The sequence below is a fragment of the Mongoliitalea daihaiensis genome (genome assembly GCF_021596945.1).
Taxonomy (GTDB): domain Bacteria; phylum Bacteroidota; class Bacteroidia; order Cytophagales; family Cyclobacteriaceae; genus Mongoliitalea; species Mongoliitalea daihaiensis.
In genome coordinates, this window is record NZ_CP063779.1 from 2,020,001 (window position 1) to 2,045,939 (window position 25,939).

The following is a 25,939-nucleotide window of genomic DNA, read 5'->3' on the forward strand; positions in this document are numbered from 1 at the left end:
AGAAACCCGCACACCGATAGACCAAGGTTTCCTGATCAACGTTAATCGGATCAGGGTTAGTCGGGTCCTAAGGATAACCCGAGTGGGGATTCCGATGGCAAATGGGTTGATATTCCCATACTGTATATACAGGTGATGGAGTGACGGAGTGATGAAAGATCCGCGCGGTGACGGAATACCGCGTTAAAGCGAGTAGGTATTGGTTTTGTGTAAATGCGCAAGATTAGCCGAACGTGATAGTACCGGGAGTCTACGGACGACTGGATAGTGATCCTAAGTGCTTCCAAGAAAACTTCTAGCGTTAAGCGTATATGCACCCGTACCGCAAACCGACACAGGTGGTCAAGGAGAGAATCCTGAGGTGCTCGAGTGAGTCATGGCTAAGGAACTCGGCAAAATGGCCCTGTAACTTCGGGAGAAGGGGCGCCTACCCAAGCGATTGGGAGGCCGCAGTGAAAAGGCCCAGGCGACTGTTTAGCAAAAACACATGGCTTTGCGAACTCGAAAGAGTATGTATAAGGCCTGACACCTGCCCGGTGCCGGAAGGTTAGAGGGGATGTTATCGCAAGAGAAGCATTGAATTGAAGCCCCGGTAAACGGCGGCCGTAACTATAACGGTCCTAAGGTAGCGAAATTCCTTGTCGGGTAAGTTCCGACCTGCACGAATGGTGTAACGATCTGGGCGCTGTCTCAGCCATGAGCTCGGTGAAATTGTAGTCACGGTGAAGATGCCGTGTACCCGCAACGGGACGGAAAGACCCCATGAACCTTTACTGCAGCTTAGCATTGGTATCGGGTAAACGATGTGTAGGATAGGCGGGAGACTGTGAATTGGCGTCGCCAGGCGTTGAGGAGTCGCTGTTGAAATACCGCCCTTTGTTTGCCTGGTATCTAATCCCGAGTTTTCGGGAGACATTGCTTGGTGGGTAGTTTGACTGGGGTGGTCGCCTCCAAAAGGATAACGGAGGCTTCCAAAGGTTCCCTCAGCACGCTTGGTAACCGTGCGTGGAGTGCAATAGCATAAGGGAGCTTGACTGTGAGGCCTACAAGCCGAGCAGGGTGGAAACACGGGTATAGTGATCCGGCGGTACTGTATGGAAAGGCCGTCGCTCAAAGGATAAAAGGTACTCTGGGGATAACAGGCTGATCTCCCCCAAGAGCTCATATCGACGGGGAGGTTTGGCACCTCGATGTCGGCTCGTCACATCCTGGGGCTGGAGAAGGTCCCAAGGGTTGGGCTGTTCGCCCATTAAAGTGGCACGCGAGCTGGGTTCAGAACGTCGTGAGACAGTTCGGTCCCTATCTGTTGCGGGCGTGGGAAGTTTGAGGAGCTCTGACCTTAGTACGAGAGGACCGGGTTGGACTGACCGCTGGTGTACCGGTTGTGGTGCCAACTGCACTGCCGGGTAGCTACGTCGGGAAGGGATAAGCGCTGAAAGCATCTAAGTGCGAAACCCCCTCCAAGATGAGACTTCCAAACAGGGCCGTCAGAGACGATGACGTTGATAGGCTGCAGGTGTAAAGTCAGAGATGACATAGCCGAGCAGTACTAATTGCCCGAAAACTTACTTTCTCGAATGCTGTTGCATTCTCTGCGAAACATGATCAGGAGAGCCAAGAGTCAAGAACCAAGAATCAAGACCGGGTTACTCCAGAGAACAAAGATATTACAGATTGAAGGCAGAAATACAGGATGGGTTAATCTCATGTCTAGTGTCTTATGTCTCACATCTAAAGATTAGGCGGCCTAGCGCAGGGGTCCCACCTCTTCCCATCCCGAACAGAGAAGTTAAGCCCTGCAGCGCCGATGGTACTGGGGTTACACCCGGGAGAGTAGGTCGCCGCCACATTATTGAACCCTCAGGAGAAATCTTGGGGGTTTTGTGTTTGTAGGCTGTTAGGACAGATTTTTAGGGATAGCAACTGATATATGCTTGCGCGATATAAATGGATATATGCCTCCTACCTTTGGTAGGCAGGACCGGCGATATAAAGGGGCAGGAAGTAGAGGAGATTGTTTTTTTTGTATTACTTTACATCGTAGCGTGGCGTTCTTTGCGCTTTATCGTTGCGTCCGTTGCGTGAACCATTGCTGGGACCTTTTAACCGCAGAGAACCCAGAGTCTTTCGCAGGGGTCGCGGAGGGAGAAACGAGAGATTTTTAGGGATAGCAACTGATATATGCTGACGCGATATAAATGGATATATGCCTCCTACCTTTGGTAGACAGGATCGGCGATATAAAGGGGCAGGAAGTAGAGGAGATAGTTTTTTGTGTATTACTTTACATCGTAGCGTGGTGTTCGTTGCGCTTTATCGTTGCGTCCGTTGCGAGAACCATTGCTGGGATCTTTTAACCGCAGAGGATCCAGAGTCTTTCGCAGGGGTTGCAGAGGGAGAAACGAGAGATTTTTAGGGATAGCAACTGATATATGCTAACGCGATATAAATGGATATATGCCTGCGGAGATATAAAGGGGCAGGAAGTAGAGGAGATAGTTTTTTGTGTATTACTTTACATGGTAGCGTGGCGTTCGTTGCGCTTTATCGTTGCGCCCGTTGCGTGAACCAACAACTACGACGATTAGGGCATAAACTTGATTTATGGTTTTTTCAAACAGGATTTTTCTACCCGCTTTTGCCTTACACTATCTCTTAGCAGTGATAGATATGATCCCGCTAGGATCGGATTTGTTATTCACTATTTCAATTGATTTTTTCGCAGGCCAAGGGCTCATGCAAAGAAGGTTCAAAAGACCTTGGGTATTTGAATACGAACTCATCAATCACTTCGTGAACTAATCTAAAACCTCCTTGTGTTTGGTTTTATTAACCTAATTCCTTAAGTTTAAAAAAAAACTATGAGACAATTGCTATTTTTGCTTACAGTAAGTTTTGGTATCCTGGCCTGTAAGGGTAATGAATCCGAATCCTCTGGAAACGTTTCTTTTGAACTATCCATCATCGATTCTATTCGAATAGATTATCTGGGAATGGCCAACTTGATGGATGTTCATCCTGAATCCAAAAGGATCTTATTGATGAGTAGCCAAACACGTGAGTTTCTTTTAGCAGATTTTAATGGAAATATTCTTCAATCTTTCTCGAAGTCAGGTGATATGCCAGACAGCTATGGAGTTTTTCCTTTAGGAGCAGGTAAATTTGATCCCGATGGTACTTCCTTCACAGTCATCTCTAATCAAGGAGTATATACCTATTCTTTGGATGGTAAGCTTTTGATAGGGGGAAAACATCAGGAAAATGAAATGCCTAGCTTTGCTGGTAGGGCTTCAGCAGATCAAGAGTTTTATTGGTTGAAAAATAAAATTTTAACAGTTGGTGCTGGTCGAGGAGTATATCCAAGAAATACACCCGAATTTTACAATGCTTACACTTCTCTTGCTTGGTTTGATACCCTTGAACGCAAAGTAGTCTCTTTTTTGCCCTTGGATGAAAATAGTTTATTTAAAAATGGTAAAGGCCATGATATCGCACATATGATTCCTCGGATGACTGTTTCGAATGATCAAATTTACGTAATCCAGGGTATTGAACCTGCCATGAAAATATATGCATCAGAGCCACCGTACACACTGATCCGGAAAATTAATTTTGATGTGCCTGATTATTTTGTCAATGAAGGCGAAGAAATGAAGTCCGTGGATCCACGAATGATTAATCCAGATGTATATTCTGGGATTTTTGAAAATCTTAAAGCAACCGATGACTATGTTTTGACCAGCTTTTTCCCCGGAATTCCGGAAACACAAAGAGCCCCTTATGAAGGACTGCCATGGATGGAGATGATGTCTGCTATGAGGAAAGATTTTCCTCCAAGGATGTTGGTGCTCTCAAAAGATGGTGAGGTTGTAGATGAATTTGTTTTACCTGCCAATCTTCGGGACAAACAATGGCTAATCAGAGATGGGCAATTGTGGTTTTTCAAGCCAACTAACTTAGATAAAGAGGAAGACTTTCTGACCATCTACCAGGTGAAACTTTCTAAAAATTAATTTTTACTGATCGAGATAAGCGTAATAGTGTAATTTTATTCATTTGTGCATTAATGGTATTTTCCTGTAAGCAAGATCCTTCAACTGCTGATGACTCAAAGGAGGTTGAGGTTGTAGTGGTAGATTCTTTGGTGACGGATTTATTGGAAACTGAAAATGACTATCAATCTTACCCCATCTATGAGCTTCGAGAGAAGTTTCAAAAGTAATGTAGGTTCCTGGTTTCGTGTAAATAGTTACTTCCAGTTAGTCTTAAGAATGTCTCAAGAAGTATTTATCCTAGGGTATATTCACAATATATTTTTCATTTTATGAATTATATTGCAGATTTGCACAAAGGAAAAAAGCATGACTCTAGCACTTACCTCGCTTCGGCTACTAACCCCGAAAGGAATTCTCTCTCCAAAGGATTATATCATTCAAGATGGTATGTTTGTAGAATTGAGAGAAGAAACTCCGGAAGGTATTGAAACTATTGATTGTTCCAATTTCTTAGGGTCTAAGGGTTGGATAGATTTACGATGCATGTCTGGGGAACCAGGAGAAGAATACAAAGAGTCATTGGATACATTGGGCAGGGTTTTAGAGGTGAGTGGCTTTGCAAAAGCGGTGGTTCTTCCCAACAATCATCCTGTCACCCAAACAAAAAATGAAGTTGAATTTCTGAAATCTAAGGCCAAACATTGGTTGACGGAGTTGATACTACATGCCAGCGTGACCAAAGATGCCAAAGGGGAGGATTTTACTGACATACTTGATTTGCATGCCCAAGGGGTACTGATTTTTGGAGATGGCATCAAGCCCCTTTCCAATCCTGATCGCTTGATGAAAACCTTACAGTATCTGCAAAAATTTGATGGGATTCTCTTCGACCATAGCTATGACCCCTTGATTGCCCTATTTGGTCAGATGCATGAGGGAGCTATTTCTACACAATTAGGCTTTAAAGGATTACCAAATCTAGCCGAAGATATCTCGATACAAAGAAATTTAGAGATTCTACGATACACGGGTGGTAGACTTCATTTTCAAACAATCAACACTGCCAAGGCCGTCGAATTGATTAGGCAAGCGAAAAAAGAAGGCTTACAGGTGACTGCAGATATATCGATTTATCAATTGATATTTTCTGATACTGATTTGATGAGTTTTGACTCCAACTTCAAAGTGGTTCCTCCACTGAGAGGGAAAGAGGATCGGGAAGCTTTGATCGAAGGGTTGAAAGACGGGACCATTGATGCACTTGTATCTAACCATCAGCCTCAGGATTTGGATTCCAAGCAAGTAGAGTTTGACTATGCGCATCCAGGAATGATAGGTTTACAGACTTTTTTACCTGCATTGGTTCGTTTGTCAGCTGAATTATCTTGGGAGTTGTTGATTGAAAAGATTACTACTGGCCCTGCAAGGGTTTTGGGTCTACCTGATGTCATGGATACATTGACGATATTTGATCCAGCAGAAACATGGGACTTTAATGCCCGGAGTAATGAAAGTTTATCATTCAATCATCCTTGGTGGAACACAACATTACAAGGAAAAGTCAAGTATATGTTGAGTAAAGGGGTTTTTAATAAAATTTAATGAATAGATACCTAGAGTCCACGTACAAGTTTGCCTTGATTGGAGGTGGCTTTTGTTTGATAGCATTTATTCTATTTGGAAGCGTAGGCTACGATGCTGCTAACTTTTCCATGTTATTAGGGTATATAATTACTCCGGTTTTTTTATTCATCGGTATTCGCTTATTTAAAAAAGGATATAACCAGGGATTTTTGAGTTTTGCTCATGGGATGACTGTTGGCTTTTTGATTTACATGGGGATTGCATTGGTGTCAGGTTTGGGTATTTTGGTTTTTTTATTGCTGAATCCGGAGGCTTTTGAGGCCTTGAAGGCCTTGAAATTGCAAGTCTTAGAAGTAAACGAGGAGATGATCAAAAGTCAGGTGGGGGAGGAGTCTTTTGCCATAACCTTGGTAAATGTGCAAAATATGAAGCCTTTGGATATTGCGATCAATGATTTTCTTTGGAAAATTGTTCCAGGGCTGTTTTTTACTATTATAATTTCGATAATTTTAAGAAAAAATAAAATTTAACGTCTTATGGAAGAAAAACTAACAATCGGTGACGTCGTAAAAAAATGGGGACTCATTTACGGCCTTTTAGGATTAATTGTAGCGATCCTTTCAATTATATTCGAACTACATACTTTAGGTACAACGGCTACGGTACTTTCATCGGTCTTAAATATTTCAATTGCTTTTTCAATTTATTTTTTAGCAACAAAAGAGTTTAGAACTGATAATAATGATTTTTTGGAATTTGGTCAAGGCTTTAAAATTGTTGCATTAATTGGATTATTAGGAGGAGTAATTAGAGCAATAGGATACTACGTTTATATAACAATCATTGATACTGGATTCATAGATTGGTATAAAGAACAGCAACTTGATGCACAAGAAAAAGCTGGGGTTGACATTGATAATCTTCCTGGTTTTGTATCATTTTTTATGAGTGCAGAATTCTTAGCATTAGCCACTATCCTAGGGGCAATTTTTGGATTTTTAATTTTGGGCTTAATCGCTGTTTCGGTAAACAAAAAAACTGAGGACTACTAATTATTCACATGCACATCGATATATCTGTCATCATTCCTGTTTTCAATGAAGAGGAATCACTTCCTGAGTTATACAATTGGTTGCAGCGGGTGATGACAGATCATTCTTTTGCATATGAGGTGCTGTTTATTGACGATGGGAGCAATGATGGTTCTTGGGAGGTTATTCAAAAACTAGCCTCACTTGATTCTCAAGTCAAGGCCATTTCTTTTGCAAGAAATTTCGGAAAATCTGCGGCACTCGATATGGGCTTTGCAGTTGCCCAAGGGGATGTTGTAATCACAATGGACGCAGATCTTCAAGATAGCCCGGACGAAATACCAGCGCTCTATGAGATGATTCAAAAAGAAGGCTTTGAAATTGTATCAGGGTGGAAGAAAAAGCGTCTCGATCCGATCAGTAAAACAATTCCATCGCGATTTTTTAATGGAGTGACCCGTGGGATTTCGGGTATTAAACTTCATGATTTTAATTGTGGCTTAAAAGCCTACAATAAAAAAGTAGTGAAAAATATCCATATCTATGGAGAAATGCACCGCTATATTCCATTAATTGCCAAATGGCAAGGTTTTACTAAAATTGGAGAAAAAGTAGTTGAACACCGTCCAAGAAAATATGGGGTGACTAAATTTGGTTGGGAGCGTTTTATCAATGGATTCCTAGATCTTATCTCCGTATCCTTCGTACATCGGTATAAGAAGAAACCCATGCATTTTTTCGGTACCTTAGGTACGGTTTCCTTCCTTTCCGGATTTTTCATTACCCTTTGGTTAATTGGAAAAAAAATCCATGGACTTGCTAATGAATTACCTGTACGAGAAATCACCGCACAACCATTATTCTTTTTGGCTTTGGTAGCTTTGATAGTTGGTGTTCAACTGTTTTTGACGGGCTTCTTAGCGGAATTAATGGCTTCCAATAATAGCAGAAAAGCAGATTATACTATTGAGTCCAAGCTTAATTTCAAAGACTGATGTTTTTCTCCATTGTCATACCGGTGTATAATCGGCCTGATGAAATCCGGGAATTGCTGGAAAGTCTGCGTGCACAGGAGGCGACCAATTTTGAAGTCATTGTCATGGATGACGGTTCGGAAAATACCTGCGAACCCATTGTCAAATCCTTTGAAAAGGACCTTCAAATTACCTATCAATGGATTGAAAATATAGGACAAGGGTTTGCGAGGAATAGAGGAGCAGCCCTTGCTAAGGGTGATTATCTCATCTTTTTCGATTCTGATTGTATCATTCCGCCAGACTATTTGGTAACGGTTGAAGCGGCTATTCAAGGGCGGGCATTGGATGCTTTTGGAGGGCCTGATGCCGCACATAAAAATTTCTCTGTACTTCAAAAAGCTATGGATTATGCTATGACCTCTTTTTGGACTACAGGAGGTATCCGAGGAAAGTTACAGGATCCAAGCAAATACCAAGCAAGGGGATACAATATGGGCTTTTCAAGGGAAGTTTTTGAAAAAACGAAAGGCTTTATTGATCCCAATCAAGGTGAGGATATTGAGCTAAGTATTCGTATCAAAAAAGCAGGATTTAAGCTGGAGTTGATTGCAGATGCTTTTGTATATCATAAGCGAAAAGCTGGTGTAATAGCATTTGTAAGGCAGGGATTCAGCTTTGGGAGAAACCGTGTGAATGTTTCCACCTATCACCCAGAGGCTATAAAGTTGGTTCATTTGCTTCCACTGGCTTTTCTGTTGTTTTGTTTGTCCATGCCAATGATAGCATGGCTGTTTCCTATGTTATTTTATCTACAGCTATTTGTCTTTATAGCTTGGTTAGGTTTGATTTTTTACGGTGCTACTATCCAATATGATACTCCTTTGGTGGGATTACTTGCGCTGCCCTTATCCATTGCCCAGTTATCAGCTTATGCTGTAGGATTAGCTTGGGCATGGCTTCGCAAATCATGAACCTTTCTTACAGTAGAAAATAATTTCTTGGGGAGGAAGGGCATGTCTTTCTACCAGTTTTGGGTCCAATTGCTGGACAAACAAATTTTCTGCTACATTCAATCCAGATTGACTCAACCGTTTGGCATAGTCTTTCCCATATTTTCGGACATGGTCCCGTTGTCCAAATAATCGTTCTCTTTCCGCTGGATCTGAAATAGTTTTGTCTTCGATGGTTGTCGGTAGATCATACACAGGGCTTTGGATAATTCCCCAGCCTTCCGGCTTGAGTACTCGATTAATTTCTTTGCAAGCAAGGATATCGTCATCCACATGCTCCATAACATGGTTACAAAAAATAACATCGAAGGTATTATCCTCAAAAGGAATTTGGTGCACATCCATTTTCACAGTTGCCAAAGGAGACTCAATATCACCTGTGATGTATTCCAAATTGGGCAAGGCTTGCATGCGCTTGATGAAACATAGTTCTGGAGCAATGTGCAAAACTTTTAATGGAGTTGAGAAAAAATTGGTTTCTTGTTGCAAAAACAGCCACATCAGTCGGTGTCTTTCTAACGCTAGACAATTGGGGCAAAGGGCGTTTTCTCTTGCTTTTCTTCCATAAGGAAGAAACTTCCGGAATTGAGAATCACAAACATTACAAGTAACTTTATTTCCTGTATAAAAAATAGCAAGTACTCTTAAGAAAAAGTGAGAGACTAGCTGTAGGTATTTTCTAGGGATGTATCGGATTACAAAACTGATTATTGACTTCATGGGGCTAAATTACTGCTTAAATTTTGCACATTTTTCATGCTTTTAGAATTTTTAAGACTAATTCGTTCGGTAATTAAGAAAAAATGCGATATTGTAACCTTAATCTGCTAATCAACTATTTGAGAAGATATGAAAAAACTCTTTACGTTCAGCATCATTGTTTTTTTGTGGGGTTTTAGTCCCGTTAGTGCGCAAGATAATATCAAGTACAGGTTGGACGAGGTAGTGGCTCGTGCCAAAGCCCTTTCCCCAGAATCTTTACGGATACAGACCCAGCGTGAAAACATGTATTGGAGGTATCGATTTTTCCGTTCTAATTACAATCCCCAATTGCGTTTAAATGGTATTCTGCCAAGTTTTAGACAGGAATTTACTGCCATTACTCAGCCAGATGGTGATATTCAGTTTTTGAATATCCGGCAAAATTTTATGGATCTGGGTCTTGGTCTGCAACAGGTAGTGGCTCCTACTGGAGGTTTATTATCTGTAAATACTTCTACCAATCGCTTTGATAATTTTGAGAGCTTGGGAGGTACCTCCACCCGTTGGCAGGGTGTTCCTGTCAATGTACGCTTGGATCAGCCGATTTTTGCCTACAATCGCTTCAAATGGGATAAGAAAATTGAACCTTTGGTTTTTGAAGAGAGTAAGCGAGAGTATGTGGAAGATATGGAGCGGCTAAGTGCATTCACCACCTCCTTGTTTTTTGATCTTTTAGATGCGCAGGTTAATTATGACATTGCTTTAGCCAACTTAACAAATAATGAGGAAATCCTACGGATTGAGCGTGCACGCTATGAAATGGGAGTGACTTTTGAAGATAAATTATTGCAAACAGAATTGAATTTCCTTACAGCCAAGCAGGAAGCAGCACAGGCACGAGTCAATATGGAAACCAGTGCATTGGCCTTGAAAAGTAATCTAGGGTTCAGTGAAAGCGCTGATCTTTTGCTCGAAATGCCGGAGTCTATCAATGATTTTATGGTAGATGTCAATTTGGCGTTGGAATATGCTTACCAGAATCGAGCACAAGCTTTGGGCTTTGATCGAAGAAGAACGGAAGCAGATGCACAATTAGCGCAAGCTAGAGGGGAACAATTTCAGGTGAATTTATCCGCTAGTTACGGTTATAACAATGCGGCAATGACTTGGAGAGAAATCTATACGAATCCCAATACACAAGCATTGGTGAATTTGGCAGTTTCGGTTCCTATCTTGGACTGGGGGAGAAATAAAGCTCGGATGTCTTTGGCTCAGGCTAACAAAAATTTAGTAGAGTATACAGTGGAGCAGGAGTTGATCAATTTCGAACAGGAAATTTTCACTAAAGTAAAAAACTTTGAAGTCTTGAAGGAGCGATTAAGTATCTCCAAAACCGCTTCTTCTGTTGCTCAGCGTAGGTACGAATCTGCTTTGAAGCGTTATCAAACAGGGAATGTTTCCTTGACAGATCTGGATATTGCCCAGCGGGACAAGGACAGTAATCAACGGGCTTATATCAGAGCACTCAGAGAGTATTGGTTAGCTTATTACGAATTAAGACAGTTGACGCTCTTTGACTTTGAGAGTGGGGTCTTGCTGTATGAACCAGGGGTGTAAGGGGGAGTGAACCGTTGACAGTGGACAGCTGGCTCTGGACCTCCCAATACTGGTGTCGACTTCGCTCAGCCTCCTGCGTCACTTAATTTAAAACTTACTAAAGTTTTCCAAGTATAGGTTCGTGTAATCAAAAAGAGTTATCGTATTTCAACCACAATCGAACCGTTGACAGTGGACAGCTAGCCGTGGACTTTCCACCACTGGCTTCGACTTCGCTCAGTGATCGATGACTTAATCAACTAATTACTACTCACTCAATTCATCCTTTCTTCTTATAGTTCCCTTGAGTTTTCAGTTGATTTCTGTTTCTTTTGGCCTTTGAGTTTTTATTGCCTCTAGGGGCTTTCGCTTGAGGGTTGGGTTTTGGACGAGCTTTTTTATCATGGAAAGCACCTTTGTAGTCTGGATTGTCTCTCTTTTTCTGTCCGTCGATTTCCCGAGCATAGGCTTGTTTTTCTTCAAATGGAGTTTCAGGAACTTTGACTTCACCTGGGATTTGGACGATAGGAACTTCCATTCGGATGATTTCCTCGATTTTTTGAAAGTGAAATTCTTCTGCTGGGTTGACAAAAGTGATGGCAAAACCATCATTTTCTGCACGGCCTGTTCTTCCGATTCTATGGACATAATCCTCGTAAATCAGGGGTACATCAAAATTGATCACATGGCTGACCATACTGATATCAAGTCCTCTTGCTGCGACATCTGTGGCCACTAATATTCGAACATCTCCAGCTTTGAAGTCTTCGATGGAATTGATTCGGGTATTTTGACCCTTGTTGGCATGGATGACCCGGATAGTTCCCATATCTTTTCTATCCAAATAACTGAATACAGACTCAGCATTTTTTCTGGACTTGGTAAAAATGATTACTCTACCCAAGGATTCATTTTCCAATAAATGCATGAGTAGGTTGATTTTGGTCTTGATATTGGGAATCATATATTTGACCTGGTGTACGGTATCGGCCGTCATGGCTTGTGGCGAAACCTCTACACGCTCTGGAAATTCTAAAAATTCGTGGGATAGACGCTCCACTTTACCGCCAAAAGTAGCTGAGAACAAGAGATTTTGTCTTTTTACTGGGATGACTTCGAGAATTGCTCGGATTTGTCCCATAAATCCCATATCGAGCATTTTATCGGCTTCATCCAAAATCATGGTTTTGATTTCTTTGGTGAAGATTTCTCCTTTTTTGTAAAGATCAAGGAATCGACCGGGTGTTGAAATGATGATATCTACACCTTCCTGTACTTTTTCGATTTGTGTTTTTGGTCCAATTCCTCCGTATAAGCATACGTATCGGATGTCAGTATATTTTCCAAATGCTTGGACCGCTTCTTCAATCTGCATTACCAATTCTCTGGTAGGAGCCAAAATAAATGCTCTTGGGTGCATTCCTTGAGCATATTTCACCTTCATCAAGAGGGGAAGTACGTAAGCAGCAGTTTTACCTGTCCCAGTTTGGGCTATTCCCAATACATCATGGCCAGCCAGCGCGAGTGGGATTGCCTGTTCCTGAATAGGAGTAGGCTTGCTATATCCAGCATCCTTGATGGCTTCCAACAGTTGTTTATTAAGTTTAAATTGGTCGAAAGAAGGGGTCTCGCTGGACATATGAAGGGGTGTTTAGGAATTATTTTGTCTAAGTTGGCGGACCTTTCGGTTTTAGCCATTAATTTAGTAATCAAAAATTCAGACAACTATGAGCTTGAAGAGGATCTTAATTACAAATGCAAATATAGTAAATGAAGGTAAGATTACCCGAGGAGATATTTTTATTCAGGATGGATTGATAGATGCTATCGGTGAAAATCTTTCCGATATGGAATCAGATCTTCTGATCGATGCGGATGGTAAGTACGTTTTTCCAGGAATTATTGATGATCAAGTTCATTTTAGAGAGCCGGGATTGACGCATAAAGCAGAAATTTACACCGAAAGTAAGGCGGCTGTGGCAGGAGGGATTACCTCCTATATGGAAATGCCCAATACAGTTCCACAGGCTGTTACGTTGGAACTGCTGGAAGATAAATTTGCAATCGCCAAAGAAAAATCCTTAGCCAATTATTCTTTTTTCTTTGGAGCGACAAATGACAATATTGAAGAGATTTTGAAAGTTGATCCACAAAATGTATGTGGAATTAAAGTGTTTCAAGGGTCTTCTACAGGCAATATGCTGGTGGATAATCAAGAAAGTTTGGAGCGCATTTTTAAAGAGTGTAAGTTATTGATAGCCACCCATAGTGAAAATGATACCATCATCAAGGCTAATTTGGAAAAGTACAAAGCCGAATTTGGTGAGGATATTCCTGTGAAGTTCCATCCTAAAATCCGATCTGCAGAGGCATGTTACGATGCCAGTAAACGTGTAGTAGAAATGGCGAAAAAATATGGAAGTAAGCTCCATGTTTTGCATATCAGTACGGCGGATGAGGTTAAGCTATTTGACAATAGTCTTCCTTTGGAAGAAAAGCGTATTACGGCGGAAGCATGTATTCATCACATGTGGTTTAGTGAGGAGGATTATGAAGAGAAAGGAAATTTTATCAAATGGAATCCAGCTGTCAAGACCAAGGAAGATCGGGATGGAGTATTTCAGGGAGTCTTAGATGGTCATATTGATGTCATTGCAACTGATCATGCTCCACATACGATAGAAGAAAAAGGGCAACTTTATGGGAAGGCTCCTTCTGGTGGGCCTCTGGTACAACATAGTTTGGTAGCCATGCTCGATATGTATCATGCAGGCAAGATAAGCTTGGAAATGATTGTGCAGAAGATGTGTCACAATGTGGCTACATTATTTGAAATTGAAAAAAGAGGCTATTTAAGGCCCGGTTTTCATGCAGATATGGTGATTGCAGACCTTAATAGCCCATGGACTGTTTCAAAAGATAATGTTTTATCCAAATGTGGCTGGTCTCCTTTTGAAGGGCATACATTTCAATCAACTATCACACATACAATTGTTTCCGGACATTTGGCGTACGAAAATGGGACGTTTCATGAAGAAGTGAAAGGAAAGCGATTAAAATTTTTAAGAAAAATATGATTTTTCATTTTGATTTAAATCAAGCAATATATTACATTTGCACTCCGATCAGATAGGTGATCTGAATCGTGTCAAATGGTGGTTGTAGCTCAGCTGGTTAGAGCGCTGGTTTGTGGATCCAGAGGTCGCCGGTTCGAACCCGGTCTTCCACCCAAAAATCCCCTCAAATTTTTGAGGGGATTTTTTTTATAAATAGTCTAAGCATTGAACCCAAATGGCATAAAAATTGTATAAATGGTTAAAAATAAACACTAAAAGGCGATGTTTACGTTATTTAAATCTCCTCCGCGATTCCCTAAATTAAAGCCAGTTAATATTAAATTTGTGCAAGAATACTTTTCTAAGTTTGAGGAATCGTTAAAAAATCTTGAAGAAGTTCAAAAAGAGCATTTCGCTTCATGAGTAAGTCACTAAAAGGTTATGGAAACATAACCTTTATTTTTGTCATGAATAGTTTTTCTTTCCCATCTAAAAAGGTATTTTTAAGCCTGTTCTCAAACTTTTCCCTATGAGTTATATACATTTTGACAAAACCCAATTAATAAACCTGAACTATTCACTGGATAGAGAAATCATCCGTACGAATAGAGGTGGATGCTATACTAGCACCACGATTATTGGCTGTAATACACGAAAATATCACGGCTTGCTTGTAGCTCCTCAACCGCAGTTGGATGAGCAATTACATGTCATGTTGTCCACGGTGCATGAGACGGTTATTCAGCGTGGTGCCAGTTTTAATTTGGGGATCAGCAAGTATCCCGGAAATTATTTTCCTAGAGGGCATAAGTACTTAGAGGATTTTGATTCTGAGCCTATTCCTAAATTGACCTATCGTGTAGGAGGGGTGTTGCTTCAAAAAGAATTGATTTTGGACACGAAAAGAGATCGTGTAATGATTCGGTATACACTTTTGGAAGCACATTCTCCAACGAAAATCAGAATTAATCCTTTCTTAGCTTTTAGAGGATACCATAGTCTTTCTAAGGCAAACGATACTATTCAAACGGAATCTCAACCGGTTCCCAATGGGGTCTCTGTACAATTATATCCAGAATATACGCCGCTTTTCATGCAGATTTCTAAGAAAAACGAATTTGTTGCAAAGCCAGACTGGTACTATAATATCGAGTATATCATGGAGCGGGAAAGAGGCTATGATTATCAGGAGGATTTGTTTGTTCCGGGCTATTTTGAATTCGATATAAAAAAAGGTGAATCAGTAATCTTTTCTGCAGGCTTAATAGAAGCAGACCCATCGACGAGACAAAAAGCTTTTGAAAAAGAGTTATCGCGTAGAGTACCTCGAAATAATTTTGAAAATTGTTTAAAAAACTCCGCTGGACAATTTGTTCAACGCAGAGAAGGCAAAACCCACATCATTGCGGGCTACCCTTGGTTTGGTTGGTGGGGAAGAGACACCTTTGTAGCTACTCCAGGTTTGCTTCTTACGCAAGGCGATAAAGCTACATTTTTAGAAGTAATGGACACCATGGTGGAGGATTTACACGGACCTTTGTTTCCCAATGTGGGTAGTGGAGTGATGCGTAATATGGCTTCTATGGATGCCCCTTTGTGGTTTTTCTGGTCTTTGCAACAGTACATTGCCTTTACAGGGGATGAAAAGACGATTAAAAACCGTTACCTAGGTAAAATGAAAGGGATCATTGATGGATTTCGTGCGGGTACAGATTTTGGTATTCACATGATGGGAAATGGCTTGATATGGGGAGGAGAAGATGGGATAGCGCTTACTTGGATGGATGCAGTAAATTCTGATGGACCAGTTACCCCAAGGATAGGAATGCCTGTAGAGATTAATGCCCTTTGGTACAATGCTTTATGTTTTTACGGAAATCTTACGAAAGACAATGAAATCCTTGCTTTATCGGAACAGGTAAAAGCTTCTTTCGTAGAAGTATTTTGGAGTGATAAGAAAAAGTATTTGGCAGATTATGTGGAAGGGACTTATAAAGATTGGTCAATCAGGCCTAATATGATTTTTGCGACCTCCTTGCCCTATTCACCCTTAGAGGAAGAACAGATGGAGTCTATCTTGGAGATTGTAAAATCAAAACTACTCACTAACCGAGGGGTCCGATCATTGGCGCCTGACGATCCTGCCTATAAAGGTTACTACCATGGGAATCAGTTTACCCGAGATATAGCCTATCACAACGGTACCGTTTGGCCATGGTTGTTGGGACATTTTGTAGAAGGATATTTGAAACTACATGGGAAGTCAGGGAAGCATTTTGTGGAAAAAATTATCAAGGGATTTGATGGAGTAATGACCCAATATGGAGTAGGTACGGTAGCTGAAATTTATGATGGAGACCCTCCACATAGACCGAAAGGTTCTATCTCCCAAGCTTGGAGCGTAGGTGAATTACTTCGAATGATGCATCTTGTCAGTAACTTATAAATAGGTTTTTTTATGAAAGTATTAATGTTTGGTTGGGAGTTTCCCCCTCATATTTCAGGTGGTTTAGGTACTGCTTGTTACGGTCTCGTCAAAGGACTCGTACACCATAAGCAGGATATTATTTTTGTAGTCCCTAAGTTATGGGGCGATGAGGAACCCGTAGCCGACTTTGTCAATGCCAGTGAGGTGGAAATCGATTATCGGGAGAAAACCTTTATTGATACTTGGCAAAATATGACCTATTTAGAAATCAATAGTTATTTGGTTCCTTACTTGGGTCCACAAGAGTTTGAAAAATATACGGATTACAGCATGCACCATCGGACGGATGTAGAGGAATCTGTATTTTCGAATAAATATACTTTTTCTGGCAAGTATGGAAAGAATTTGATGGAGGAAGTTTCTAGGTATGCCCTAGTTGCAACACAAATAGCTAAGTCCAAAGACCATGATTTGATTCATGCACATGATTGGCTAGCGTTTCCAGCTGGTATTGCAGCAAAACAGATGAGTGGAAAGCCTCTTATCTGCCATATCCATGCTACTCAATATGACCGGGCAGGAGAAGGGGGAGCGCAAGGACCTGTGTATGAAATGGAAAAAGCAGGCCTGCTAGCAGCAGACCACGTGGTCGCCGTTAGTCACCTGACAAGAAACCTAGTGATTGAAAAATACGGTGTAGATCCGGATAGAGTAAGTGTCCTTCACAATGCTGTTCTAGATGCCAGTATCATCGAGTCCAAGGTAAAGAAAAAAGTACCAGAAAAAATTGTCACTTTCCTCGGAAGGATTACTTTTCAAAAAGGGCCAGAGTATTTTGTCGAGGCTGCGAAGAAAGTTATTGAGAGGGATCCAAATGTCCGCTTCGTAATGGCTGGTAATGGTGACTTGTTGAATCGCATGATTGAGCGGGTAGCTGAACTGGGCATGGGTACCAAATTTCACTTTACAGGATTTTTGAAAGGACAGGATGTGGATGATATGTATGCCATGTCCGATGTATATGTAATGCCTTCGGTTTCCGAACCCTTTGGGATTGCTCCTTTGGAAGCAGTGCGTCACAATACACCAGTGATTATATCCAAACAATCGGGGGTCTCAGAAGTCTTGAGAAATGCAATTAAGATTGATTTTTGGGATGTGGATGCGATGGCGGATGCCATTTTTGCTCTGCTGCATTATCAGAGCATTGCTAAGATGTTTAAGGAACTCGGAAGTGAAGAGTTGAAAAATTTGAAATGGGAGCACGTTGCTGCCAAATTAGTTACTGTTTACGAAAAATTACACCAAGAACAACCATGAGAACCATCTGTTTTTACTTTCAAGTACATCAACCATTTCGGGTAAAACCCTATCGTTTTTTTGATATCGGTGAAGATCATTACTACTGGGATGATTACCTCAATAAGTCTGTCATCCGAAAAGTAGCCCAAAAATGCTACTTGCCGATGAATGCCTTATTGCTAGAAATGATTCAACAATTCCCTGGCAAGTTTAAAGTTGCCTTTTCTATCTCGGGGGTTTGTTTGGATCAATTTGAAGCCTATGCACCGGATGTACTGGATAGTTTCCGACGCTTGGTAGCCACTGGACAAGTGGAATTGTTGGCAGAAACAGATGCTCACGCCCTTTGTTCCTTGAAAAGTAAAGCGGAATTCAAGAGAATGGTCGAAAACCATACAGAGAAAATCAAGCGCTTGTTCAACGGATACGAAACAAAGGTCTTCCGAAATACTGAATTGGTGTATTCAGACAAAATCGGTGCTATGGTAGCGGATATGGGCTTCAAGGGAATGTTGACCGAAGGGGCCAAGCACGTATTAGGCTGGAAGTCTCCTAACTTTGTATATCACAATTCTACGAATCCTGACTTGAAAATTTTATTAAAAAACTTCTTGTTAAGTGATGATATAGCCTTTAGATTCAGTGATAAATCTTGGTCCGAACACCCATTGACCATTGAGAAGTTTGTCAACTGGATGAATGCTGTACCGCAAGAACATCAAGTAGTCAATTTATTTATGGACTATGAGACCTTTGGTGAGCATCAGTGGGCAGAGACCGGAATTTTTGAATTTATGCGTTTACTGCCAGGAGCGATCTTAGCACATACCAATTTCACATTTTCTACCCCATCAGAGGTATTGGCTGGGGCGAAAGCTATAGCACCTATTCAAGTTCCGATTCCGATTTCCTGGGCAGATGAAGAGCGGGATTTGACCGCTTGGTTGGGGAATGATCTACAAAATGAAGCATTTACCAAGTTGTATGAAGTAGAAAAGCGGATGGCTGAAATCGAAGATGAAGAATTGCAGCGGGATTGGAATTACCTGCAAACATCGGATCATTTCTATTATATGAGTACGAAGTTTTTCTCTGATGGTGCAGTGCACGCTTACTTTAGCCCTTATGACACTCCTTACGATGCATTCATCAATTACATGAATGTGCTAAGTGATTTTATCTTGCGGGTGAAACGCTATGAGGATGCCAAAGTAGCTACAGAAGCATAACTATATCCATTAAATTAATTAATCGCCAAGGGTTCTTTCAGTAGTTTTCCTTGGCGTTTTTGTTGAATACTTACCGATGCTATCATGAAAAAACTATTCTTGAGTACCTTGATTGTTGCCATTATTGCCGGTTGCCAACCTTCTCACGACCATCATCACCATCAGGAAGAAGAGGAATCGTTCATTGTCCGTTACGACAGACCGGATGCTTCAATCTTGAGAGGTGTGTTTATTCCGGAGGGAAAATCTTACTTCTATACCTCGGGATTGGTAGCTCCCGTGAAGAATCCTGATGCTATAGCAGGTACTTATGAGCGCTATGGCAATACCTACGAGCAAAGTATTGGCATCTTGGAGCGGATCAAAGAAACCATAGGAGAGGCGGGTTTCGGAATGGAAGATGTTTTTTTTCTACGGGTGTATTTGGTGCCTGACAAAGATGGAGTGGTTCACTGGGACGATTGGTTCCGCGCCTACGGAGAGTACTTCAATAATGAAGAAAATCCCAACAAAGTAGCCCGCTCCACGATAGCCGTACATGCGTTAGCAAATCCCGATTTATTGATTGAGATAGAGGCGGTGGCGGCTAAGTGAGTCTCTCACTGATAAAACAGATTGGGCAGATTTATTTGAGATTTCACGCCACGCCCGCAACGGATAGGCGCTACGCTCGCAAAGCTTTGATGATACTGTTTATGGGAGCATATTTTGTACCGATAGTCTCTCGCAGATATAGGAGATTGGGCAGATTAACCACAGATTTTTTTAAATAAATACCTTTCTTCATTAGTGGCTAGTTTTGGCGGCTTTGCGCCTTTGCGAGCCTATTATTTCTTTTGTGCCTTCGTGACTTTGTGGCGATAGTTTCTCGCAGATAAAGGAGATTGGGCAGATTAACCACAGTCTTTTAAAAAAAAATATCTTTCTTCATTTGCGTCTTGTTTTGGCGTCTTTGCGCCTTTGCGAGCCCATTGTTTCTTTTGTGCCTTCGTGACTTTGTGGCGATGGTCTCTCGCAGATATAGGAGATTGGGCAGATTTGGCACAGATGAATTTTAGAATAGCCTTGCTAATTAGCGGCTTACTTTTGCGGCTTTGCGCCTTGGCGAGCCTATTATTTCTTTTGTGCCTTCGTGTCTTTGTGGCGATGGTCTCTCGCAGATACAGGGGATTAGGCAGATTTGGTACAGAATGTTTTATGAAGGAATAGATTTCAATTTCTCTCTTAACTCAGGGATATCCACAGTAATTATTTGCCAGATTATTTTCTCATCAACACCAAAATATTCATGGACTAAAAAATTTCTAAGACCAATAATTTCCGGCCATTTAATATGGGATGTTTTGGTTCGAAAATCATTGGAAAGATGGTTGGCAGCTTCACCTATAATTTCAAGTTGTTTTATGGAAGCATATTTTATTATTGATTTTTTAATAAAGATGTTGAAATCAACATCCTGAGTATAACTTTCAATTTCTTCAATTGCTTCCAAGATGTGGGCAATTCTTTGGGAGTCACCGATCTTACCTTTCATAGATTAATTTCTTGTCTTGCTCAATAAAAGGTTGAAGATGTTTAGAGATGGCATTACTTGTAAGCAAGTCAACAGGTTTTTTAAGGATTTCTTCTAGATCATTTTTAAGGGTAATGATACCTAAACCGATGTGTTGTTCATAGTTTAACTCCAATAAAATATCAACATCACTGACCATATCAGCATCACCTCTCGCATATGAACCAAAAATGTACGCTCTATCCACAGGTGAGTAGCTGTCAAATAGCTTTTTGATTCGGGTTATCTTTTCTTTTGAAATATCCATACAGGAAAGGTTATCAGTCAAATATAGCGCAATTCCTAACATGAATCAATAAATGTAAATAGTTTCGAGGATGGGGTAAAATGGTATAACGCCACGCTCACAACGGCTTGGCGCTACGCTCGCAAAGCTTTGATGATGCTGATTATAGGAGCATATTTTGTACCGATGGTCTCTCGCAGATAGAGGAGATTGGGCAGATTAACCACAGATTTTTTAAACAAATACCTTGCTTCATTAGCGGCTTGTTTTGGCGGCTTTGCGCCTTTGCGAGCCCATTGTTTCTTTTGTGCCTTCGTGTCTTTGTGGCGATGGTCTCTCGCAGATATAGGAGATTGGGCAGATTAACCATAGATTTTTTAAACAAATACCTTGCTTCATTAGCGGCTTGTTTTGGCGGCTTTGCGCCTTTGCGAGCCTATCATTTCTTTTGTGCCTTCGTGTCTTTGTGGCGATGGTCTCTCGCAGATATAGGAGATTGGACAGATTTGGCACAGATGAATTTTAGAATAGCCTTGCTAATTAGCGGCTTACTTTTGCGGCTTTGCGCCTTTGCGAGCCTATTATTTCTTTTGCGCCTTCGTGTCTTTGTGGCGATGTCTCTCGCAGATATAGGAGATTGGGCAGATTTGGCACAGATGAATTTTAGAATAGCCTTGCTAATTAGCGGCTTACTTTTGCGGCTTTGCGAGCCTATCATTTCTTTTGTGCCTTCGTGACTTTGTGGCGATGTCTCTCGCAGATACAGGAGATTAGGCAGATTTGGCACAGATGAATTTAAAAATAGCCTTGTCAATTAGCGTCTTACTTTTGCGGCTTGGCGACTTTGCGAGACTATAATAAACCCTCACCGCTCTCAGCTTCGTCCAAGGCTTGGTGGAGGAAGTTGTGGAAGGGCTGGAGGAGTTGGAAGTGTGTAAGGGCAATGTCTAGAAATTTACCCGATTCTATGTCTTTGTCAGTGATCGAGTGAGAGATAATGAAGCTTTTAAACTTCAATAGCTCAATATAGGGATGCTCAGCATCGAAGCCTTTTGGACTTGTTTTGAGTTGCTCCCCTTCCATGCCGTTGAAATGTTTTTTGATGGAGGTATTTTCTAAAATCTCCACTAATTGAGCTCCATTATAGTCGATTTCTTGTCTGATTTTTTTCAGTATATCTGATGGAGGCATCCAAATTCCTCCGGCCAAGAAACTCGCTCCCGGCTGTATATGCAGGTAATAACCTGGTCCCATGGACTTTTTGCCACCTCTAGCAAAGTAAGTTGCCAAATTGGTTTTGTAAGGGTCTTTGTTAGCAGAAAAGCGGATGTCTCTGTTTTGTCTGAAGACACAATCCTTTGGCTGCAAGGTGGTAAGTTCCGGCTCCCAAGCAGTAATTCCCTTCAATAAATACTCCACGTCTTTCAAAAATGCCTTGCGGATGTTTTGATACCAATCTCTATTGGCATCCATCCAATCTTTATGGTTGTTGTTGGCAAGGGTTTGGAGGAAGGGGAGGTATTCGTTTTTCATCGGAGCAATTTTGTAAATAACAGTTTTCTTATGGGCTTTGTTGTCAAATAAAATCCACCAAGCCCTCCAATTTCATCCCCCGACTACCTTTGATTAGGATATGATGGTCCTCAAGCTTGGAGTCTTGAAGCCAATTGCGGAAAGAAAATGGGTCCGGGAAATACAACGATCGGAAAGGGGCTTTGGCAAGGGCTGCTTGGATATGCTTTCCAGTAAAGCAGATCTTATCGAAGTTGTATTTGCTGACCAACTCACCCAATTTGGCATGTTCTGTTTCGGTAGCTTCGCCCAACTCATACATATCCCCCAAAATGATCATTTTGTAGGGTTTTCCGCTCATCTTTCCAAAGGTATCTATGGCTACTTCCATGCTCGATGGATTGGCATTGTAAGCATCCAAAATGATGAGGTTGCTGCGTTTTTCCACTAATTGTGAACGCATATTGGAAGGAGTGTAGGATACTACTGTCTGTACGGCTTTTTCCATAGGTACCCCAAAGTATTTGCTTATGGTGAGTGCGGCTGCGATATTTCCAAAATTGTATGCACCTATCAGCGAACTTTCAAAAATTTCCTCCGTTCCTTCTACCTGAAATTTCACAAAAGGGTCCGCACTGACAAAACTCACTTCACAAAAATCCCCTTTGGCTGGATACAAAACAGGATGTTCGAAGCGTTTAGCCATATTGGATAGGATGGGATCTTGGGAGTTGATAAATACCGTGCCCTTGTTGACCCGTAGATGTTGAAATAATTCAGTTTTGGTTTTCAGAACTCCCTCTGGTCCGCCCATGCCTTCTAGATGCGCTTTGCCAATATTGGTAATAAAGCCATGCGTTGGTTCTGCGATGTCACATAATTCTTGAATGTCGCCTTGCTTGTTGGCTCCCATTTCGATAATAGCGATTTCAGTGCCTTTTAATGGAATAGCTAGTAAGGACAAAGGAACACCGATATGGTTGTTGAAATTTCCTGTGGTGGCAGCTGTTTTGAGAGATTGTTTCAATACAGCATAAAGCAATTCTTTGGAGGTGGTTTTTCCATTGCTTCCGGTCAGGGCTATCACAGGAAAGTTGAAATGTTTCCGATGGTGGTTTGCCAATAGCTGAAGAGCTTTCAAGGCATCTTCTACCAAGAAATAGCGGGTATCTCCGGCAGGCACTACGCTCGCATCGTCTACCACCACCGCTTTTGCCCCGATCTCCAAAGCCTTGGAAGCAAAGCTATTGGCGTCAAAGTTGGGGCCTTTTAAGGCGAAGAATAAATTCCCTGCTTCTATTTTGCGGGTATCTGTGGAGACTCCTGAGCAGCTCAGGTAGCATTCGTAGATGGCTTGGATATTCATGAGTATGGTATTGAGTTTTCAAAATTAGGGCTTTGAAGCTATCTATTGTGAATTTCTATCGTTTAATTTGTTATGTGTGATTGAATGTTCATGAAACAATTCCCTTGTTACCTTTTTATCCTCTTATCCTTTCAGCTTTCCGGACAGCAGGTGTTTGAGTATGCCAACACTTTTTCGGTCACAGCCCAAGGGAAAACTTTGACCCTTCCATTCGCAGGAGGGATCAATGCTGCCCAATTTCAAACCTTGGACATGGATGGAGACGGGGTGGAGGAGTTGGTGGCATGGGATATCAATGCCCGCAGGATTGTGGTATCCAAAATAACTGAGGAAGGGTTTGCGCCTGCACCTGAATTAGCCTATGCTTTTCCGGAGGATGTCAATGGGTTTTTGGTCTTGGCAGATTTTGATGAGGATGGGCGCAAGGATTTGTTTACCAGTAGTCCTTTTGGAATTCGGGTGTATCGGAATACTACTCCATCTGGCTCGAATCGATCCCAGTGGACCTTGGCTCAGAATTTTCTCCGCTTGGACAATGGCTCCAATTTGCAGGCCAACAACTTAGATATTCCGTTGATCATGGATTTGGATAGAGATGGAGACTTGGATATAGCAACGTTCAATTTTGCCTCGGGAGATTTCTTGGAATTGTATATCAATACTTCTGTGGAGCGGAAAGGGACCCCGGATGTGGATGGATTTGCTTTTCCTCAATTTCGCTGGGGAGGGTTTGAATTTTGCGATTGTGGGGAATTCAGTTTCGGTGTGACCTGCAATGGACTCCCAATTGGCAGTGTGCCCGAGTCAAACAATCAAGCAAGAATCCAACATGCGGGTGGGCATTCCTTGCTCTATGCAGACTTTGACGGAGATGGGGTGGCTGACCTTTTGTTGGGAAGGGATGAATGCAGCAGATTGTATTACTTGCCAAACAAAGGCACTACTCTCAATCCGGTTTTTGATACTTTTTCTACTGAAATGCCCATCTACGGAGAGCTGGCTGAGTTTCCTGTATTTCATACCGCTTTTCTATGGAAGGATGAATTGATTATCAGCAGCAATAGTTCGGAGTTTGCAGGTGCATTTCGTTCGGATTACAGTAAAAATGTATTTGCCATTGCCCCATTTACCAATTCCAAATCGCCGTTTTTACAGGATGAGATGATTGACTTGGGTGAAAATTCACGACCTTTTTTCAAAGGATTTCAAAGTGATGGGGAGTTGATAGTGACAGGTAATCGGGTATTTGATGGGGGAGTTCGGGGCCATGCGCAACGATGGTCTGTGAAGGATGAGAAATGGACTCTGCTGGAGGATGATTACCTGCAATTGAGTAGATTAAAGCTTTCGGACATACAGTATCAGGAGTTTTTGACCAGTGCAGGCAGGCAGACCTATTGGTTGTCGGGATACGATACAGTAGATAGAGTGGTCAGGAGAAGAGTTTGGATGGGAGACAGTCCAGATTTTGAGCAAATGCAGGAAGTAACGTTTCCCGAGACAGGTATCCGACCTTTGGATCACCTAGACGTATTCAGCTGGGAAGGCAAAGATTATGTATTGCTGGCACGGCAGACGGGGGAATTGGTGTTGTTTGAAGCAAATTTGAGTAACAATCCTCAAGTGCGATTAGAAGAGCGTTCATTTTTAGGTTTCAATGACAGTCCTGCCGCACGAAATTTGACCGTGCATGTAGTGCAGGGTTCAAAACTGGATATGTATGCAGTCGATCAGCGGGGGATTATACAGTTTATTCCCGATTTCATGAACCAATCCGAGCGACAAGCTATAGAAATCCGCTTACCAACTGGGCAACAGGTGAGTACTCGACTGGGTAGAAATACCTGGATGAGCAGTATGGGTAAGACTTTTGGAGGAGGGAGTGATCTGGTTTTGGGTACTACTGCTGGTGGATTGGAATGGTTGCGAATGATAGCAGGAGGAGGTAGTGCAGTGGAGGGGTTACAGGTGCGCGTATTTCCCAATCCAAGTGAAGGACTGGTCACGATTGTGAGTTCTGAAGCAGGAGAATTTACCGTATACAACAGTCTTGGACAATTGATCCGTACCAATGCTTCCATTCCCGCCAATTCTCCACTTTTAGTAGATCTTCAGCATCTCGCACCTGGGATTTATTTCGTGCGGGTTCGGGCCAGTTCGGGAAGCTGGGTAACGAAGAAGCTGATAGTCTCTCGCAGATAAAGGGGATTTAACAGATTGAGGACAGATATGATTTTTATCTTGACGATAGTAGAAGCTTATTATATCCACTGCAGTTTTCCCGCCCTGCATCCCGGCCCCTCGCTAAATTAGTCTCCTAGACTAATTTTTTACGCTCGGTCCTCTCACAGA

Annotated in this window: 21 protein-coding genes, 1 tRNA gene and 2 rRNA genes (1 of these 24 only partly in view); 18 read left to right on the forward strand and 6 right to left on the reverse strand. The window is 41.8% G+C overall.

The features are described 5' to 3' along the window. The 9 genes from IPZ59_RS08530 to IPZ59_RS08570 form a co-directional block, all read left to right on the forward strand. A 23S ribosomal RNA gene (locus tag IPZ59_RS08530) occupies nt 1-1,573 on the forward strand; it begins 1,309 nt to the left of the window's first position. Nucleotides 1,574-1,738: 165 nt separating this feature from the next. Continuing rightward, a 5S ribosomal RNA gene (rrf, locus tag IPZ59_RS08535) occupies nt 1,739-1,850 on the forward strand. Nucleotides 1,851-2,861: 1,011 nt separating this feature from the next. Beyond that, nucleotides 2,862-4,013: a hypothetical protein gene (locus IPZ59_RS08540; protein WP_236139440.1), complete on the forward strand. Its 1,152-nt coding sequence runs from the start codon at nt 2,862-2,864 to the stop codon at nt 4,011-4,013. Between the two features lie 53 nt (nt 4,014-4,066). Then, on the forward strand, nt 4,067-4,222 hold the full coding sequence (locus tag IPZ59_RS08545; protein ID WP_236139441.1) for a hypothetical protein: 156 nt from the start codon (nt 4,067-4,069) through the stop codon (nt 4,220-4,222). Nucleotides 4,223-4,361: 139 nt separating this feature from the next. After that, nucleotides 4,362-5,597, forward strand: coding sequence for a dihydroorotase (locus tag IPZ59_RS08550; protein WP_236139442.1), 1,236 nt, complete (start codon nt 4,362-4,364; stop codon nt 5,595-5,597). Further along, nucleotides 5,597-6,109, forward strand: coding sequence for a DUF4199 domain-containing protein (locus IPZ59_RS08555; protein WP_236139443.1), 513 nt, complete (start codon nt 5,597-5,599; stop codon nt 6,107-6,109). The genes IPZ59_RS08550 and IPZ59_RS08555 overlap by 1 nt, the downstream gene beginning before the upstream one ends. A 6-nt stretch (nt 6,110-6,115) precedes the next feature. Beyond that, nucleotides 6,116-6,631, forward strand: a complete 516-nt coding sequence (locus tag IPZ59_RS08560; protein ID WP_236139444.1) for a DUF4199 domain-containing protein — start codon at nt 6,116-6,118, stop codon at nt 6,629-6,631. An 8-nt stretch (nt 6,632-6,639) separates the two neighbouring features. After that, nucleotides 6,640-7,605, forward strand: a complete 966-nt coding sequence (locus IPZ59_RS08565) for a glycosyltransferase family 2 protein (protein WP_236139445.1) — start codon at nt 6,640-6,642, stop codon at nt 7,603-7,605. Beyond that, a complete protein-coding gene (locus IPZ59_RS08570) occupies nt 7,605-8,558 on the forward strand; it encodes a glycosyltransferase (RefSeq protein ID WP_236139446.1) in 954 nt (317 codons plus the stop codon). The genes IPZ59_RS08565 and IPZ59_RS08570 overlap by 1 nt, the downstream gene beginning before the upstream one ends. Here IPZ59_RS08570 and IPZ59_RS08575 read toward each other — a convergent pair. Continuing rightward, entirely contained in the window at nt 8,553-9,317 is a 765-nt protein-coding gene (locus IPZ59_RS08575; RefSeq protein WP_236139447.1) for a class I SAM-dependent methyltransferase, read from the reverse strand. The genes IPZ59_RS08570 and IPZ59_RS08575 overlap by 6 nt on opposite strands. 129 nt (nt 9,318-9,446) lie before the next feature. Here IPZ59_RS08575 and IPZ59_RS08580 point away from each other — a divergent pair, with 129 nt between their 5' ends. Next, the gene (locus IPZ59_RS08580; RefSeq protein ID WP_236139448.1) at nt 9,447-10,916 is read left to right on the forward strand and encodes a TolC family protein; all 1,470 of its coding nucleotides are present in this window, start codon (nt 9,447-9,449) and stop codon (nt 10,914-10,916) included. A gap of 259 nt (nt 10,917-11,175) precedes the next feature. Here IPZ59_RS08580 and IPZ59_RS08585 read toward each other — a convergent pair whose 3' ends face one another. Continuing rightward, nucleotides 11,176-12,534 carry a DEAD/DEAH box helicase gene (locus IPZ59_RS08585; protein ID WP_236139449.1) on the reverse strand — a complete coding sequence of 453 codons (1,359 nt, stop codon included), beginning with the start codon at nt 12,532-12,534 and terminating at the stop codon, nt 11,176-11,178. A gap of 94 nt (nt 12,535-12,628) precedes the next feature. Between IPZ59_RS08585 and IPZ59_RS08590 the strand changes: the two genes are divergently transcribed. The 6 genes from IPZ59_RS08590 (at nt 12,629) to IPZ59_RS08615 (ending at nt 19,504) form a co-directional block, all read left to right on the forward strand. Continuing rightward, a complete protein-coding gene (locus tag IPZ59_RS08590) occupies nt 12,629-13,972 on the forward strand; it encodes a dihydroorotase (RefSeq protein WP_236139790.1) in 1,344 nt (447 codons plus the stop codon). Nucleotides 13,973-14,049: 77 nt separating this feature from the next. Further along, nucleotides 14,050-14,125: transfer RNA gene (locus IPZ59_RS08595), tRNA-His, on the forward strand. A gap of 355 nt (nt 14,126-14,480) precedes the next feature. After that, nucleotides 14,481-16,397, forward strand: coding sequence for an amylo-alpha-1,6-glucosidase (locus IPZ59_RS08600; protein WP_236139450.1), 1,917 nt, complete (start codon nt 14,481-14,483; stop codon nt 16,395-16,397). Nucleotides 16,398-16,409: 12 nt separating this feature from the next. Continuing rightward, entirely contained in the window at nt 16,410-17,699 is a 1,290-nt protein-coding gene (locus tag IPZ59_RS08605) for a glycosyltransferase family 4 protein (protein WP_236139451.1), read from the forward strand. Next, the gene (locus tag IPZ59_RS08610; protein WP_236139452.1) at nt 17,696-18,910 is read left to right on the forward strand and encodes a glycoside hydrolase family 57 protein; all 1,215 of its coding nucleotides are present in this window, start codon (nt 17,696-17,698) and stop codon (nt 18,908-18,910) included. The genes IPZ59_RS08605 and IPZ59_RS08610 overlap by 4 nt, the downstream gene beginning before the upstream one ends. Nucleotides 18,911-18,994: 84 nt before the next feature. After that, nucleotides 18,995-19,504 (forward strand): RidA family protein, encoded by a 510-nt coding sequence (locus IPZ59_RS08615; protein ID WP_236139453.1) that lies wholly within the window; start codon nt 18,995-18,997, stop codon nt 19,502-19,504. Between the two features lie 601 nt (nt 19,505-20,105). Here IPZ59_RS08615 and IPZ59_RS08620 read toward each other — a convergent pair. Together IPZ59_RS08620 and IPZ59_RS08625 are read right to left on the reverse strand one after the other, a co-directional pair. Further along, on the reverse strand, nt 20,106-20,444 hold the full coding sequence (locus IPZ59_RS08620; protein ID WP_236139454.1) for a HepT-like ribonuclease domain-containing protein: 339 nt from the start codon (nt 20,442-20,444) through the stop codon (nt 20,106-20,108). After that, nucleotides 20,434-20,730, reverse strand: a complete 297-nt coding sequence (locus IPZ59_RS08625) for a nucleotidyltransferase family protein (protein ID WP_236139455.1) — start codon at nt 20,728-20,730, stop codon at nt 20,434-20,436. The genes IPZ59_RS08620 and IPZ59_RS08625 overlap by 11 nt, the downstream gene beginning before the upstream one ends. A gap of 332 nt (nt 20,731-21,062) precedes the next feature. Here IPZ59_RS08625 and IPZ59_RS08630 point away from each other — a divergent pair, with 332 nt between their 5' ends. Then, on the forward strand, nt 21,063-21,446 hold the full coding sequence (locus tag IPZ59_RS08630) for a hypothetical protein (protein WP_236139456.1): 384 nt from the start codon (nt 21,063-21,065) through the stop codon (nt 21,444-21,446). 115 nt (nt 21,447-21,561) lie between these two features. Here the strand turns inward: IPZ59_RS08630 and IPZ59_RS08635 are convergent, their stop codons facing one another. Together IPZ59_RS08635 and IPZ59_RS08640 are read right to left on the reverse strand one after the other, a co-directional pair. Beyond that, nucleotides 21,562-22,242, reverse strand: coding sequence for a DUF2461 domain-containing protein (locus IPZ59_RS08635; protein ID WP_236139457.1), 681 nt, complete (start codon nt 22,240-22,242; stop codon nt 21,562-21,564). 43 nt (nt 22,243-22,285) lie between these two features. Then, nucleotides 22,286-23,587: a UDP-N-acetylmuramoyl-tripeptide--D-alanyl-D-alanine ligase gene (locus IPZ59_RS08640; protein ID WP_236139458.1), complete on the reverse strand. Its 1,302-nt coding sequence runs from the start codon at nt 23,585-23,587 to the stop codon at nt 22,286-22,288. Between the two features lie 90 nt (nt 23,588-23,677). Here IPZ59_RS08640 and IPZ59_RS08645 point away from each other — a divergent pair, with 90 nt between their 5' ends. After that, a complete protein-coding gene (locus IPZ59_RS08645; protein ID WP_236139459.1) occupies nt 23,678-25,789 on the forward strand; it encodes a T9SS type A sorting domain-containing protein in 2,112 nt (703 codons plus the stop codon). The last annotated feature ends 150 nt before the right edge of the window (nt 25,790-25,939 follow it).